Raw genomic sequence first — 14,653 nt, 5'->3', positions numbered from 1 at the left:
TTGCGCTGCTATTACATCAACCTGGCCCGCCGGACGGACCGGCGGGCAACCATGGAGCAGCGCTTTTCCGGCCTGGGCCTCGACTACGAGCGCATCGAGGCGCTCACTCCTGCCAGCATTACCGCCGATCAACGCAACCGGTATTGCGACCCCAATGCCCATGCCTGGCAGAGTGAAGGCGAACTGGCATGTAGTCTTAGCCATCTCGAGGCCATGCGCCGGTTTCTGGCGACTCCGGCCTCCTACGCTGCCATCTTTGAAGACGATGCCATCCTGTCGGGATCATTGCCGGCCGTGCTGGCAGAATTCGACAGCACCCGCCCGGCCGTCGATATCCTGCGGCTCGAAACGGACAATACCCGCATGCGCCTCCTGCCGCACGACGAGGGTGAGATCGGCGAATTCGCCATGTACCGCCTCTTCAACACCGGAGGGGCCGCAGCCGGCTACATCGTCTCCCGGAAAGGTGCCGAGCGGGTGCTGGCCGGCGAGGAAATCCTGTTCGATTTGACCGACCAGGCGCTTTTCAATCCCTATGCGCCCATTTCGCGAGACCTGACTGTCCGTCAGCTCGTGCCCGCGCTCGTCATTCAGGAAGACCGGCTCGGCCAGCGCGCCAACCGCGTCGGCAGCAGCGATCTCGAACACCAGCGCCTCGATCGAGATCGCCTCGACCGCGCCAATTTCTGGCGTCGTGCGAACTACAATTTTCCCGATTTCCTGGCGCGGGACATTGTCCTGCCCCTGGCCAATCTCTGGCTGCGGCTGACCCGCGGCGCGGCCAAGCGCGACGTGCCCTTCAAGGCCGACTGAGCTTGCGGCATATGGCGCAGGCGGCCAAGACGACATTTGCGTGACAACCCGTCCGGCCCATGCTAGAGGCTCGCCCAGCCCTCAAGCGGTCTGCCAAGACTGCTTGTTGGTCAGGTTCGATAGCGGGGATTCCACCCTCCCTATCGAACCGACCCAATCCCCCCGCATTCTCGCTCAGGCAAGTCCCAGTTCGGCCCGCAGCTTCTTGGTGAGCCCGGCAGCCACGGCCTCGTGCGACCGCCAGACATAGGCAAGCAGATCGGCATCGGTCAGTTTGGCCCGTTCCGTGATCTCCACCCATTTCCGTTTGGCGAAATAGGCCGGTTGCGCTGCGCCGTCGAGGGCGGTCAGAATATCGAAGCTTTCTTCGGTGACCTTGAAGACGATGCGCGGCGGCGCCGCGTCGGAGAGAAGGCAAAAAACCTTGCCCCCGACCTTGGCCACGTGAGCATCCCATTGGTCATCGAACGTGACGCCCGGCAGCTCGCCCAGCTGGCGATCGAAATCCTCACGGTCAAATAGCCCCATGCTCGCCTCCCATTGCAGAAAGGTGGCATGGATGCGGCGGGCATTCAATCGGCCCGCCGCTGCCTCAGCCCTGCTTGCCGATCCGGTCCAGCGTCGCGAAATCGGCGTCGCTGAGGGTGATGGCGGCCGCCGCAATGTTCTCCTCCAGATGCTTGACCTTGCCGGTACCCGGAATGGGCAACATGACCGGCGAGCGCTTGAGCATCCAGGCTAGAGCCAACTGGCTGGGCGAGGCATCATGCTTTTCGGCGATGGCACGGAATTCGGCGCTGGTCGCGGCGAGATTGCCGCCATCGATCGGCCGCCAGGGAATAAAGCCGATGCCGTTCTGCTCGCAATAATCGAGCACGTCCTCCGCCCGGCGGCTCACCAGATTGTACATGTTCTGCACGGTGGTGACCTTGAAGTATTTCTGCGCTTCCTTGATGTCGGCGACGCTGACCTCGCTGAGGCCGACATGGCGGATGATACCGTCCCGCTGCAATTGCGCGATGGCGCCGAACTGATCGGCCCGCGGCGTCTTGCTCTCGATGCGATGCAACTGCCAGAGATCGATGACCTCGACCTTGAGCCGGCGCAGGCTCTGGATGGCGCCCTGGCGCAGGAATTCCGGCCGGCCCAACTGATGCCATTCGTCCGGCCCGGTGCGGGTCAGCCCGCTCTTGGTAGCGATGATGGTGCCCCTGGAATAGGGCGCCAGCGCCTCCCCGATCAGCTCTTCGCTGATATAGGGGCCGTAGCTCTCGGCCGTATCGATGAAATCGACATTGAGGTCGGGCAGGCGCCGCAGCACCGCTTTGGCCTCCTCGATATCGGCCGGCGGCCCCCAGATGCCCGGGCCGGTAATGCGCATGGCGCCGAACCCAAGCCGGTTGACCTTGAGGTCGCCGCCAATGGCAAAGCTGCCCGAAAGAGCTGCGTCGAGTGTCGTCATTTTGAAGTCTCCGTGTGAATGCGCCAGGACGGCGCCGGAAGGGACGGCCATGCCGTCGACAGACCGTTTGGTCATGCCGGGAAGCAGGGCCGGAGATGTCGATGGAGCCTCGCCCGAGATCGGATAGGGGCGAGGTCCTGTGCTGGGTGTCGAGCGCCGAACGGCGCTAGTTGTGCTCTTCGGGCAGATCAGGCAGCGGCATGAAATCCACGCCGTCCTCGGCCAGCGCGATCACTTCATCGCGCGTCGCCTCACCATAAATGCCGCGCGCCTCGGCCTCGTCGAAATGGATCTTGCGCGCTTCCTCGGCAAATTTGTCGCCGACATAATCGGCCTCGCTCATCACCTTCTGCCGGTAGGCGCGCAACAGCTCGCGCATCTTGGCCGCCTCGGGATGGCTGGAACTGAGTGAAACCCTGGGATTATCCGTGCGCGCCACGGCCGGAGCCATCGGCGCCTTGCCGACCTTGTCCGAACCGCACACGGCACAGGTCACGATACCCCGCGCCTGTTGCTCTTCGAAAGCCGCCGCGTTCCGGAACCACGCGTCATAGCGGTGGCCCTTCTCGCAACTGAGGGAATATTGAATCACAGAACCGTCCTTGGCGCCCATACGGTGCCCGTCTGTTCAATGATATAAGTCATAACATCAGTCCTGCAATGCACCCGGCAGCGCAAAATCGCGCGCATTGGCCAGGGCGGGTATCCGGCCGCGGACCTCATCGACCAATTCGGGTTTGATCTCGGCGACCAGCACGCCTGGTTCGTCATGGTCCAGCTGCGCCACGATCCGCCCCCAGGGGTCGATCACGATCGAATGCCCATAGGTGGCCCTTCCATTGGCGTGCTGCCCGCCCTGGGCGGCCGCGACGACATAGGACCCCGTTTCAATGGCGCGCGCCCGCAACAGCACTTCCCAATGCGCCTGGCCGGTCGGCACGGTAAAGGCCGCCGGCACCGCTATCAGCGTGGCGCCGGCATTGGCCAGCGCATTGTAGAGCCGGGGAAAGCGCATGTCGTAGCAGATCGAAAAGCCGAGCGTGACCGCCCCCAGCGGCGCCGTCACGGCCACCTCGCCACCCTTATAGGTGGCGCTTTCCTGATAGGCGTTGAGCCCGGCAATATCAGCATCGAACAGATGAATCTTGTCGTAGCGCGCAACAATCCCGCCATCGGGGCCGAACAGCACCGAACGATTGGCGAAACGCCCATCCTCGAGCGGCACCGCCAGCGAACCGATATGAACATGGATGCCATATTGCCGCGCCAGTGCCCCCACCCTCGCCAACTGCGGATGGCCCTCGAATGGCGCTGCCACCTTGGCCAGTCCTTCGCGATTTTCCGCAAAGATCATGGTGACCTCAGGCGTCAGCACATAGACCGCGCCCGCCGCGGCGGCTTCGGCGATCATGGGTTCAAGCGCGGCAAGATTGGCGTCCGGGTCCATCCCCGAGCGCATCTGAATGGCGGCAATCTTCATATGTTTGGTCCCGGATGCCACCACCTCATCCCTCGACAAGCTCAGGATGAGGTCTGCTCAGAGTGGTGAAGTAGAAAGTAGACCTCATGGTGCACCTGGCGAACCACGAGGACGTAGCACTAGTCTGCCAAGAGCGGGTCCAGCCCGCCCTGCCGGTCGAGCGCCGCCATATCGTCATAACCGCCCACATGGGTTTCCCCGATGAAGATCTGCGGCACGGTACGACGGCCATGCGCCCGCTCGGTCATGGCTTCGCGCAGTTCAGGATCGAGCACGGTGATCTCAGTATAATCCACGCCCTTGTCGTCCAACAGCGCCTTGGCGGCATGGCAATAGGGACAGGAGGGAGTGGTATAGATTTCGATTCTGCTCATCTGCGCTCTCCGAAAGCTGCTGGTATCTAGCAATTATATGGGCATTTCCGCTGAGATCACAACGCGCGCAAAACTCATCACGTCGACATATTGAGCACCGTTTTTCTTGAGCGCCCGCGTCACCGCCTTGCAGGTTGCGCCCGTCGTATAAACATCGTCGATCAAAACGATCCTCCGCCCCGCCTGTAAGGCCAGCCGCTCGACATCGACGGCAAAGGCGCCCGCCACGTTGCGCGCACGTCCATCCCCGCTCAGTCCCACCTGTTGCTTTGTCTTGCGGATGCGCCGGACCAGTCCCATCTCGCAATCGAGCCCGGTGAGTTTTGCGAGCTCCCGCGCCAGCTCGCCCGATTGATTATAGCGCCGCATCCGCAACCGTGCGGGATGGAGCGGCACCGGCACCAGAACCGGGCGGTCAGCCCACAATTCATGGCCCGCCCCCGCCATGAGCCGCGCGCAGAACCGCGCCAGCTCCGGCCGGTCGCCATATTTGAGGCGCGACACCAGGCCTCCCGCCAAATCGTTATAGACCACGGCCGCCCGCGCCCGCTCAAAGGGCGGCGGATCGGCAATCGCTTCGGCCGAGAGCGCATCGGCGCCAAATGCGATTTCAAACGGCAGCCCCAGCACCGGGCAGAGCGGCGCCGTAATGGGCCGCAACGCCGCAAAGCACTTTGGGCAGAGCGTATCGGCGGCACCTGTCGGAGCATCGCAACCAAGGCATACGGGCGGATAGAACTGATCGAGCAGCATATGCCCGGCACGCCGCAGCCCCTTGGCCAGACGGCGATGCAGCGGCATGATTTTGACAAGCCCCTCGGCGCTCTCCATAACGGGCCATCCTGCCACGTGCGCCAACCCCGGCAATCCCCTTTATGGCCAATCCGCCCAAAATCTTCGACACGACGCTGATTGCCCGCCATCTGGCGCGCCGCGCGCCCGGCACACCCAATTTCGTCATGGATCTGGTGCTAGGTGATCTCCAGGATCGGCTGAGCACTCTGATCCGCGATTTCCCCCGCGCGCTGATTATCGGCCCCGATGCCGACGGCCTGCCCCGAAACGGTCAATCGGCCAGCGCCGGCTTCGCCTATCGGCGGCTTGCTGCCTTCGCCGGCTCCGACGATCTCTCCGACCTGCCCGAGGGGCCGTTCGACCTCATCGTCTCCCTGCTGCATTTGCAGGCGGTCAACGATGTACCCGGCTATATTGCCCGGCTGCGGGCGATCCTGGCGCCCGATGGTCTCCTGACCATTGCCGCCCTGGGCGGCGACACCCTCACCGAGCTGCGCGAGGCCTTTCTCGCCGCCGATAGTCTCGTTACCGGCGGGGCATCGGCCCGGGTGGCGCCAATGATCCAGGTCCGCGACGCCGGCGGCCTGCTGCAACGCGCCGGGCTCGCTTTGCCCGTTGCCGATGTGGAAACCCATATCGTACGCTACCCAACCCCCTTCGCATTGATGGCCGAGCTGAAGAGCCTTGGCGCCGCCAATCCCCTGGCCGACAGGCCCCGGCGCCCGGCGACCCCCACGCTCCTCGCCGCTGCGGCAAATGCCTATGCCGAGCGAGACGCCGACCCCGATGGCCGCGTCCGCGCCACGCTCGATATCATCTGGCTTTCCGGCTGGGCCCCGCACGAAAACCAGCAAAAGCCGCTCAAACCCGGCAGCGCCACCACCCGGCTCGGCGACGTACTCAAGGGCTGAAATCCAGAAATCATGGGGGAGGTCGGGAGGGGTGTTGAGAACCCCGATATGAGGCCCCAACAAACATGATTGAATAGCTCATCTTAATGCGCTACTGGCGGAGCAATCCGGGAGCCCGTCCATGCGCAATCGTTTCGCCACTCTCCTGCTCATCCTCGCCGCGCTTTGCAGCCCCACCCTGGCCCAGCCCTTCCCGGTCACGGTCGAGCATGCCCTGGGCCAAACCACCATTCCCGCGCTGCCCCAGCGTGTCGTCTCCATTGGTCTCAACGATCAGGATTTCCTCTACGCGCTGGGTATCGCGCCCATCGGCGTCCATGAATGGTGGGGCGAAAAGCCCTATGCTACCTGGCCCTGGGCCGAAGCGGCCCGTGCGGCCACCGGCGCTACGCCCACCGTCATGATGGGACCGGAAACCAATCTCGAATGGGTCGCGGCCCAGAACCCCGACCTGATCGTCGCCACCTATTACGATCTCGATCGGGCTACCTATGATCTGCTCAGCCATATCGCGCCCGTCGTGGCCCATCCCATGGGCTTCCCGGCCTTCAGCGCGCCCTGGCAGACCCAGCTCGACCTGCTCGATCGCGCAACATCCGGCTCCACCGAAAAATCCACGGCGATCATCGCCGGGCTTGACGCCCAGACCCAGGCGATCCGCAATGCCCACCCGGAATTTGTTGGCAAAACCGCCAGCATGGCCGATTTCCGCGACGGCCAATTCACCCTCTGGTCCAGCCAGTCCGCGCCAACCCGCTTCCTCACCAGTCTGGGCTTTGCTTTCCCGGCCGAGCTCGACGCCATGGCCGATGCCGCCGGCTGGATCTATCTCAGCGTCGAACTGGCCGACCGCCTGGACCTCGATCTCGTCGTCTGGCCCAATGGCAAACGGGCCGAGATCGAGGCCGTTCCTACCTATCAAACGCTGCGGCTTTTCAGGGAGGAACGCTCGCTCTGGCCCGAGCCCGGCGACGACACGCTGTCAGCCTCTCTCTGGTTCCAGACACCCTTGTCGCTGGCTTATGCCATCGACAAATTCGCGCCAAAGCTGGCCGCGGCGCTCGATGGCAGGCCTGGCGATTAAGCCCGCCCGCAACTCCTAACCGCTTTCGGCCATGGCTCTGAGGTCGTCGATCAGCCCGCTTGGCGTATCGGGCGTTGGAATGACTCCGATATGCCGCAGCCAAAACCACATCGTCACCCGATGCAGCAGCGTATAATACCAGATGGCCTCTTCGGGGTCAGGGTGATCGATCCTGCCATAACCCGCCAAAATATGCGGCGTGCTGCCGGGCGCATCATGCTCCGAGCAGAAGAGGCACTTGGCCAGGTCCAGCACCGGATCGGCCGCCTGCGCATTGCCGAAATCGATCAGTCCACTCAGCACCAGCCTGCCGTGCCCATCCTCCACCGCCAGTACATTGTCGGGATGAAGGTCATCATGGGCAAAGACCGCCCCCTTGCTAAAAGGAACGATATCAGGCAACCGCGCCTCGGCAATCCTCCGCAAGCGGTCGGCCAGCACGGGATCGCCACCAAACGCGGCAAACCGCTCGAAGCCATAGGCGATCCTTCTGCCTATATACTCCTCATTGGACACTACCGGATCGACGATCCCCTGCCCATCAAAGCGGCCATAGGCCGGCATGGCGATCTCATGCAGCCTGCGCAGCAGCGCCCCCGTCTGGCGATAGAGGCTGGCAATATCGGCATGATCCCTGAGCGTGCCCGCCGTGACGCCGGGCAGGTAGCTGGTAACGACAAAGTCGAACGGCAGTCTTGTTCTGCTCTCGTCGATCAGCAGATGCCGCGCCACCGGTACGGCCACGCCGTCCAATTGCGCCGCTGCGAAAGCATCCTTTGCCGGTCCTGTATGATAGCCCTCCCGGTACATCTTCAGCACGACACTGGTGCCGCTCAAGAAATCCACTCTGAACACCGAGGAGGATCCGCCGGACATTTCTGTCACGGTGGCGACCCTGCCCAGGTCGAGCCCGGCCAGGGCGGCATCGACCTGATCTCGTTCCAGCCTCATCGCGTCCCCTCCCGCCATGCTCCCTCTGGTCGGGATCATGCAAAACAAAAAGGCCGGTGTCTCCACCGGCCTTTCAGGATTCTGCACTCGCCTGGGTCTCAGGCGGCTTCTTCGTCGCTCTCGGCGGCATCCGCCTTGGTGCGCTTGGGCGACTTGGCCAGGTTCTTTTCGATCAACTGCACCGCTTCGGTCAGGGTCAGCTTGTTGACAGCGCCGATTTCGCGGCTCATGCGATCCATGGCTTGCTCGAAGAGCTGGCGTTCCGAATAGCTCTGCTCGGGCTGCTCTTCGGAGCGATAGAGATCGCGCACGACTTCCGAAATGGCGATCAGGTCACCCGAATTGATCTTGGCTTCATATTCCTGGGCGCGACGCGACCACATGGTGCGCTTGACGCGGGCGCGGCCGGTGACGGTGGTCAGCGCCTGGGTGACCATATCCTCTTCGGCCAGCTTGCGCATGCCGACGGATTTGATCTTGGCCACGGGTACGCGCAGGGTCAGCTTGTCCTGTTCGAAGCTGATGACGAACAACTCAAGGGTCAGGCCGGCGACTTCTTGTTCCTCGATCGAGACGATCATGCCGACGCCATGCGCCGGATAGACGACATACTCGCCCGTCTTGAACCCAAGCCGCTGCTGTGACTTCTTGGCTACCATAGTCTTGGAACTCCTTGTTGACGCCCCAAATGGACAGTTCCCTGCGGGAAGGACCGCCCATTCCAAACTCATAAACGCCCAAATCGTGGGCGCTGCGCGCAGCAAAGACCCCATGGCTTACCGGGTCCGCTTTCCCCGGAATGCCAGGCAACATTACCGATGTTGTGTCAAAAAAATCGTGCCCTCAGGCACGGGTTGGTGACGGGCTCAACTGCATATCATGAGACCATAGCACAAAATTTCAGCAAAATCAAAAACTACGAATCAAATGCGGATTCGTGCCGCCGCGGAACCGCTGGCAATGTGACGAAGCTATGACGCTGATCTGCTGCGCTTGCGGCCCAAGCACTGAAGCGAAGAGCTTGCAGGCAGGCCGAGGCGAAAATGTCCGTCTTCGAGAACCGGAGCGGAGCGTACATCAGTACGTGAGCACCGGAAGCGCAGGAGACGGGTATTTGCAGCCCGGCATGGCCGCAAGACCGAGCTTCAGTCGCCTTCGCCAGGCTCTTCCGAGAAGTACTTCTCAAGCTTGCCGGTTTCCCCGTCCTTCTCCTTGGCCTCGGGCAGCGGATCGCGCCGCTCGGTCAGGTTGGGCCACATGGAGGCGAACTTGGTGTTGAGCGCCAGCCATTCGTCGAGCCCGCTTTCGGTATCGGGCTTGATCGCCTCGGCCGGACATTCGGGCTCGCACACCCCGCAATCGATGCACTCGTCCGGATGGATGACCAGCATGTTCTCGCCTTCGTAGAAACAGTCCACCGGACACACTTCGACGCAGTCGGTATATTTGCAGGCAATGCAGTTATCGGTGACGATATAGGTCATCTATTGGGCAGTCCCGAACGATGGTCCGGCGCCGGGAGGGACGGGCCGGATGGTCTCAACGGCTGCGGTGCTAAACCCTTTTGGCCTTTGCTGCAAGATCGCGACGGGGCAGGGTTTGGCCCGCATATGGCCCAGGCCAGCAAATTTTCCCGCAACCGGCTAAGCGCCCGCGACGTGACGGAACACCCGATCCTCCGGGTCTTGCCGCGGCGCGTCCGGGTCGAGCCGGGCACCCAGCCGCTCGGCCAAAGCGATCGAGCGCGCATTGTCCGGGTCGCAATAGCTGACCAGCGTGGAAAGACCGCCGGGGCCGAAAGCCCAGTCGCGCAGCGCCCGCGCCGCCTCCAGGCCATAGCCCTGCCCTTCAAAGGGCGCATAGACCAGCCAGCCCAGCTCCTTCTCGGGAAAGAGCGGCCCATGATTGATCCCCACCTGCCCCACGCATTCGCCTGTCGTCCGCAGGTCGATCATCAAGGCGCCATGCCCGAACAGGTGCCAACAGGCGACGTCATGGCAGAATGTGAGCCAAGCCCCCTTGGTATCGAATGGCCCACCCATATAGCGCGAGCGCTCCGAGGCCAGGAAATCGGCATAGGCCGCAAAATCCGTCATCACCGGCGCCCGCAATACCAAGCGCTCAGTGGCAAGGGTGGGGATTTCAGAATTGCTCATGACACCTGACTTTTCACCGTGTCATCCCCGCGAAAGCAGGGACCTCTGTTTGGAGAGCTAAGAACAACAAACGGAGGTTCCCGCTTTCGCGGGAATGACACGGTGGTTTGAGGAGATGCATGTGGCGTCACTCGTCCTCTCCGCCGCGCAGCTTGTCGGTCTCCCGCCGCTCCCGCTTGGTCGGCCGCCCTGCCCCGCTGTCGCGCGGCGCGATCGCCGCCTCATAGGGCGAGCGTTCGGCCTTGGGCAAGGCGGGGGGTGAGAGATCCTCGTAAAGCGTCGTCGCCTCGCTGGCTGGCCCCCGCCGCGTCCCCGCGTCGAGGATTTTCCACACCACGATGCGGCCATGGATAGCCATGGTCAGCACGTCGCCGGCACCCACCTTGTAGTCGCTCTTATCGGTCCGCTCGGAATTGACGCGGATGGCGCCGGTCTCGATGACCTTTTGCGCCAGCGTGCGCGATTTGAGGGCGCGCGAGAAAAACAGGAACTTGTCGAGCCGTTCCTTGCGAACGGGGATCGCGCCAGTTCCTGTCAATCGCTACTCCGCGCTCTTGTTGCGCAGGGCGGCCAGCTTGGCGAAGGGGCTGTCCGGATCGAACTTGGCCTCGCGCTTCTCGGTCCTGGGCTTGTCGAATTTCGGCCGCTCGTCACGCGGCTTGTCGAATTTGCGGTTGTCGTTGCGCCCGCGCGGCTCGAACTTGGCCTTGGGGTTGAGGTGCTGGGCCTTGGACAAGTCCTGCACTTCACCTTCGGGCCGGCGTTTGGCCTGTGGCCGCTGCCGGTTTTCCCCTTCGGGACGGCGGCGATGCTCACCCCGCTTGGCATCGGGCCGCTTGCCGCCCGGGAACCAGATTTCATCGAATTCGGGCTCCGCCGGCGCCGCATCGGCCACCACGGCAGGCTCAGCCTCGATGATCGTCGTTGCCGGAATTTCGCCCTCAAGCGCCAGGGGAGCAGGCTCGACTTCGGCCACCACAGCCTCAACCGGGGCTTCCGCCACCACCTCGGGCACCGCCGGATTTTCCGCCAGCACTTCGTCGAGCGCCGGCGCTTCCGCGCTGGCTTCCGCCGCGACAGGCACCACAACCTTGGGCGTGCGCTTCACGCGATAGCCCAGCGACGTCAGGATCGAGGCGAAATCCTCGCCCGAACAGCCCAACAGCGACGTCATCTCCACCGTCACGCGGAACCCGTTCCCCTCGGCCGCGCCGACGGGCACCTCGCCTTGGTGCCGGCTCGGATCGAGCGCGATCAGCGGCCGGATGATATCGGCCAGCCGTTCCAGGATATCGACGCGCACCGCGCGCTTGCCCGCCACCTTGAAGCCGGCAATCTCGTAAAGCCGGCTATCAACTTCCGGATCGACCAGGAACGAGGTGCGGCCCGACAGCACGATATGGGGGATATCCGTCACGCCCGGCTGGCGGATACCGCCATTCTTGAGCGCAAACAGAATCAGCGCCAATTCGCGCGGCGCCGGTTTCAGCGCCAGCGGCAGGAAGATGTGATAGGCGCCGAACTTGATGCCCAGCTTGCGCATCTTGCCGCGCACGTCCTGATCCAGCGCCTTGACCTCGTCGGCCACCTGCGCCCGCGGCAATAGCCCCAGATGCTCGTAAAGCTGGAAGGCAATGCCGCGCGCCGCCCCGTCCAGATCGGCCGGGGCTTCCAGCGCCATGACGCTTTCGAGCACGGTATTGATATGATGGCGCAGCCACAGCGCCAGCCGGTCCTGCACGCGCTCGAGGTCGACGCCCGTCAGCGTCTCGTCGGCCAGCATCAGGATACGTGGGCGATAGAGCGCATCGCCTTCGATCAGTTCGGCGACGATATCGCCCTTCCAGCGCAGCCTGCCATCGGTCGCCAGCACGAATTCTTCGTTGGGCGCCCCGGCCAGCCGATCGGCCCGATTGTGAATTTCGGGCGCCACCACATGATCGGCCGCCGCCCGCAACCCCTTGGTATCGACGTCCCCGTCATTGCGGGAGAGGGTAAAGCGGAAGCCTTCGAGTGTGCCGATCAGATGGCCTTCCAGCCGAACTTCGCCACGCTCATTGATCTCGGGAGATGCCATACGTTTGTCTTTCAGGTGGCGGAGCAAGACGCTCGTGCGCCGGTCGACGAACCGCTGAGTGAGCCTTTCATGCAGGGCATCGCTCAGGCGGTCTTCAATGTCTCGGGTCTTTTCGCGCCAATGTGAAGGGTCTGCAAGCCAGTTTTTGCGGTTGGCGACAAAGGTCCACGTGCGGATTTGTTTGATCCGGTTGCTGAGTGTATCGATGTCCCCGCTGGCATTGTCGCAAAAGCGAACCTGCTCGGCAATCCAGTCCTCGCTGACCGTTCCAATTCGCTTCAAATCCGAATAAATCCGGGTCACGATCTCCCCGTGATTGGCCGGAGAAATGCCCTGATAATCAGGGATTTGGCAGCATTCCCACAGGAGACGCGCGCCATCCAGACCACGGGCCAATTTGCCCGCTTCATTGCGCGCCACAAACTCCAGCGCGCGCTGGTCCGTGGCCACCGGAACCCGTGTCAAACTGCGGCTTTCCGGTGGCTTTTCGAGGCTGTCGAGCAGCGCGGGAATGGATGAATAATCTAGTCTATTGTTGCGCCATTGCAGCACTTTGACGGGTTCGAAATCGTGGGTTTCGAGCGCCACCACCATTTCTTCGTCGAATCCCTCCGTGCCACCCGTCACCCCGAAGGTTCCATTGCGCGCATGGCGCCCTGCCCGGCCGGCAATCTGCCCCAATTCTGCCGCAGTTAGGGGCCGGCTCTGGTGCCCGTCGAATTTGGTGTCGTCAGCAAAGGCGACATGGTGGATGTCCAGGTTGAGCCCCATCCCGATGGCATCGGTGGCGACCAGAAAATCCACATCGCCATTCTGATAGAGCTCGACCTGCGCATTGCGCGTGCGCGGGCTGAGCGCGCCCATCACCACGGCGGCCCCGCCCCGCTCGCGCCGGATCAGTTCGGCAATGGCATAGACCTGCCGCGCCGAGAAGGCGACGATGGCGCTGCGCGCCGGCTGGCGCGAAATCTTCCTGGACCCGGCATAGGTGAGCTGGGAGAATCGCGGGCGGTCCACGATATCGGCATTGGGCAGCAGTTTGCGGATCACCGGCGCCATGGTCGCCGCACCCAGCAGCAGCGTTTCCTGGCTCCCCCTGGCATTGAGAAGCCGGTCGGTGAAGACGTGCCCACGATCGAAATCGATCGCCGTCTGGATCTCGTCGATCGCCACGCAATCGACATGGATATCCATCGGCATGGCCTCGACCGTGCAGACCCAATAGCGCGGCCGCGCCGGCACGATCCGCTCTTCCCCGGTCACCAGCGCCACGGCCTGCTCGCCCACTCGTTCGACCACCCGCGTATAGACCTCGCGCGCCAGCAAACGCAGCGGCAGCCCGATCATCCCGGTTGGGTGGGCCAGCATCCGCTCGATGGCGAAATAGGTCTTGCCGGTATTGGTCGGGCCGAGAATCGCCTTGACCGATTGGTAGGGTGCAAAAGTCATCGTCGCCAATGTAGGGGCTGTTTGATCCGGTTGCGAGCCCGCTATTGGCTGTCCCGCAACAGGACAGCCCTTGCCACACAATTGTCATCCCGGTTAATGCGCGGAACATGAAGCGAACGAAACAGAACCGAATCGGCGCGACTCACTGAATCCGGGTTTGTTCCCTACTAGACCTAGTGGGCAATCCAGCCGCTGGCTACCAGAGCGGCATAATGACTGATCCTATCGGCGCCAGGCGCGATTTTCCCGTTCAACTCCCCTACCAAACGATAAAAATCGGCAATTTCCGCGTCTTCATGAAGCAAGCGTAAAGAGACCCAAGGGCAAGAATTTCCTCCTCCTCGACCTTTCCGCCCCGCTCGCCCCGGCCTTTCCGCTCCCCGCATTGACAATTTTCCCATTGACCGTCCCAAGCCGGGACAGGAGGTATCTGCTCCTAAACACTGAGCCATCGGTTCATCGCCTCCCTCCCCCTTGAGGGGAGGGACCGAGGGTGGGGGTTCTGCGGCCAGGGCAGACTGCCGGGCTCCAGCTTGCGGCCAGTCACCCTCCCTGGCCCTCCCCCTCACCATGATGGGGGAGTGTTTACTCGGGGCGCATTCAAGAATGCGGTGTCATTCCGGCGAAGGCCGGAATCCATGTCCGCATGCTCCCACAACCACGGTGTTGCCGGATGTTTCACGGCACGGATTCCGGCCTTCGTCGGAATGACGTCGTGGGTGGGACTAGTTCAAAGTAAACACGAGGCAATGAGGGTGGGGTGGGCCACACGCACAACCCTCCGACTTACCCATCTTATCCCCCTTCCAAAATCCCGTGGCATCATCCATCCATCATCCGGAACACGGGCGGCGCTGCAGCGACCGGCGTCCGGATGCCAGCCGGGGGAGCGGGGGTCGCGCCTTGCTCCGGGATGCGCAGACGGATCAGCGGGCAGGAGGGCCAAGGTCACCTGTTGGGGTCGCGATGCTGCCTTCCGACCAAGGCCCGGCACCCCGAGGCAAGTTGCGCCTCATATTCATTTACTCACGAGGCGAATCTGGTCTCGGGGTCCGTCCGTCTATCCGACAACCGCGGCACAGGCGGCGCTTGCGCACGTCC

At 63.0% G+C, this 14,653-nt stretch carries 15 protein-coding genes; 3 read left to right on the top strand and 12 right to left on the bottom strand.

All coding sequences use genetic code 11. From position 1 onward, the window contains the following. On the top strand, positions 1–813 hold the full coding sequence (locus QQL79_RS18455; RefSeq protein WP_284393354.1) for a glycosyltransferase family 25 protein: 813 nt from the start codon (positions 1–3) through the stop codon (positions 811–813). A gap of 174 nt (positions 814–987) precedes the next feature. Here QQL79_RS18455 and QQL79_RS18450 read toward each other — a convergent pair whose 3' ends face one another. The 6 genes from QQL79_RS18450 to QQL79_RS18425 form a co-directional block, all read right to left on the bottom strand. Then, entirely contained in the window at positions 988–1,341 is a 354-nt protein-coding gene (locus QQL79_RS18450) for an MmcQ/YjbR family DNA-binding protein (RefSeq protein WP_284393352.1), read from the bottom strand. A 64-nt stretch (positions 1,342–1,405) separates the two neighbouring features. Next, a complete protein-coding gene (locus QQL79_RS18445) occupies positions 1,406–2,275 on the bottom strand; it encodes an aldo/keto reductase (protein ID WP_284393348.1) in 870 nt (289 codons plus the stop codon). A 166-nt stretch (positions 2,276–2,441) separates the two neighbouring features. Continuing rightward, entirely contained in the window at positions 2,442–2,888 is a 447-nt protein-coding gene (locus tag QQL79_RS18440; RefSeq protein ID WP_348523189.1) for a DUF1178 family protein, read from the bottom strand. Positions 2,889–2,924: 36 nt separating this feature from the next. Continuing rightward, positions 2,925–3,755, bottom strand: a complete 831-nt coding sequence (locus QQL79_RS18435) for a carbon-nitrogen hydrolase family protein (RefSeq protein WP_284393347.1) — start codon at positions 3,753–3,755, stop codon at positions 2,925–2,927. Between the two features lie 119 nt (positions 3,756–3,874). Next, on the bottom strand, positions 3,875–4,129 hold the full coding sequence (grxC, locus tag QQL79_RS18430; RefSeq protein WP_284393346.1) for a glutaredoxin 3: 255 nt from the start codon (positions 4,127–4,129) through the stop codon (positions 3,875–3,877). Between the two features lie 33 nt (positions 4,130–4,162). Beyond that, a complete protein-coding gene (locus QQL79_RS18425; protein WP_284393345.1) occupies positions 4,163–4,930 on the bottom strand; it encodes a ComF family protein in 768 nt (255 codons plus the stop codon). A gap of 74 nt (positions 4,931–5,004) precedes the next feature. Between QQL79_RS18425 and QQL79_RS18420 the strand changes: the two genes are divergently transcribed. Together QQL79_RS18420 and QQL79_RS18415 are read left to right on the top strand one after the other, a co-directional pair. After that, positions 5,005–5,835, top strand: coding sequence for a methyltransferase domain-containing protein (locus QQL79_RS18420; RefSeq protein WP_284393343.1), 831 nt, complete (start codon positions 5,005–5,007; stop codon positions 5,833–5,835). A gap of 121 nt (positions 5,836–5,956) precedes the next feature. Further along, positions 5,957–6,919, top strand: a complete 963-nt coding sequence (locus tag QQL79_RS18415; protein WP_284393341.1) for an ABC transporter substrate-binding protein — start codon at positions 5,957–5,959, stop codon at positions 6,917–6,919. Between the two features lie 15 nt (positions 6,920–6,934). On the opposite strand, the gene QQL79_RS18410 is transcribed toward QQL79_RS18415, so the two are convergent. From QQL79_RS18410 to QQL79_RS18385, 6 genes are all read right to left on the bottom strand, one after another. Continuing rightward, the gene (locus QQL79_RS18410; RefSeq protein ID WP_284393339.1) at positions 6,935–7,870 is read right to left on the bottom strand and encodes a phosphotransferase family protein; all 936 of its coding nucleotides are present in this window, start codon (positions 7,868–7,870) and stop codon (positions 6,935–6,937) included. A gap of 98 nt (positions 7,871–7,968) precedes the next feature. Beyond that, entirely contained in the window at positions 7,969–8,529 is a 561-nt protein-coding gene (locus tag QQL79_RS18405; protein ID WP_284393337.1) for a CarD family transcriptional regulator, read from the bottom strand. Positions 8,530–9,015: 486 nt separating this feature from the next. Then, positions 9,016–9,354, bottom strand: coding sequence for a ferredoxin FdxA (gene fdxA / locus QQL79_RS18400; protein ID WP_284393336.1), 339 nt, complete (start codon positions 9,352–9,354; stop codon positions 9,016–9,018). Between the two features lie 159 nt (positions 9,355–9,513). After that, positions 9,514–10,026, bottom strand: a complete 513-nt coding sequence (locus QQL79_RS18395) for a GNAT family N-acetyltransferase (protein WP_284393334.1) — start codon at positions 10,024–10,026, stop codon at positions 9,514–9,516. Positions 10,027–10,153: 127 nt separating this feature from the next. Continuing rightward, entirely contained in the window at positions 10,154–10,564 is a 411-nt protein-coding gene (locus QQL79_RS18390; RefSeq protein WP_284393333.1) for an RNA-binding S4 domain-containing protein, read from the bottom strand. Positions 10,565–10,567: 3 nt separating this feature from the next. Next, positions 10,568–13,552 (bottom strand): helicase-related protein, encoded by a 2,985-nt coding sequence (locus QQL79_RS18385; protein ID WP_284393331.1) that lies wholly within the window; start codon positions 13,550–13,552, stop codon positions 10,568–10,570. Between the last annotated feature and the right edge of the window lie 1,101 nt (positions 13,553–14,653).

The organism is Devosia yakushimensis, from assembly GCF_030159855.1.
GTDB classification, from domain to species: domain Bacteria; phylum Pseudomonadota; class Alphaproteobacteria; order Rhizobiales; family Devosiaceae; genus Devosia; species Devosia yakushimensis.
This window is presented reverse-complemented; position numbering and strand designations above follow the sequence as displayed.

Bases quoted from the DNA above. Each gene is read 5' to 3' on its own strand.
- QQL79_RS18450 (WP_284393352.1), bottom strand. From the start codon at position 1,341: ATGGGGCTATTTGACCGTGAGGATTTCGATCGCCAGCTGGGCGAGCTG.
- grxC (WP_284393346.1), bottom strand. From the start codon at position 4,129: ATGAGCAGAATCGAAATCTATACCACTCCCTCCTGTCCCTATTGCCAT.
- QQL79_RS18395 (WP_284393334.1), bottom strand. From the start codon at position 10,026: ATGAGCAATTCTGAAATCCCCACCCTTGCCACTGAGCGCTTGGTATTG.
- QQL79_RS18410 (WP_284393339.1), bottom strand. From the start codon at position 7,870: ATGAGGCTGGAACGAGATCAGGTCGATGCCGCCCTGGCCGGGCTCGAC.
- QQL79_RS18420 (WP_284393343.1), top strand. From the start codon at position 5,005: ATGGCCAATCCGCCCAAAATCTTCGACACGACGCTGATTGCCCGCCAT.
- QQL79_RS18415 (WP_284393341.1), top strand. From the start codon at position 5,957: ATGCGCAATCGTTTCGCCACTCTCCTGCTCATCCTCGCCGCGCTTTGC.
- QQL79_RS18445 (WP_284393348.1), bottom strand. From the start codon at position 2,275: ATGACGACACTCGACGCAGCTCTTTCGGGCAGCTTTGCCATTGGCGGC.
- QQL79_RS18385 (WP_284393331.1), bottom strand. From the start codon at position 13,552: ATGACTTTTGCACCCTACCAATCGGTCAAGGCGATTCTCGGCCCGACC.
- QQL79_RS18435 (WP_284393347.1), bottom strand. From the start codon at position 3,755: ATGAAGATTGCCGCCATTCAGATGCGCTCGGGGATGGACCCGGACGCC.
- QQL79_RS18440 (WP_348523189.1), bottom strand. From the start codon at position 2,888: ATGGGCGCCAAGGACGGTTCTGTGATTCAATATTCCCTCAGTTGCGAG.
- QQL79_RS18425 (WP_284393345.1), bottom strand. From the start codon at position 4,930: ATGCCGCTGCATCGCCGTCTGGCCAAGGGGCTGCGGCGTGCCGGGCAT.
- fdxA (WP_284393336.1), bottom strand. From the start codon at position 9,354: ATGACCTATATCGTCACCGATAACTGCATTGCCTGCAAATATACCGAC.
- QQL79_RS18405 (WP_284393337.1), bottom strand. From the start codon at position 8,529: ATGGTAGCCAAGAAGTCACAGCAGCGGCTTGGGTTCAAGACGGGCGAG.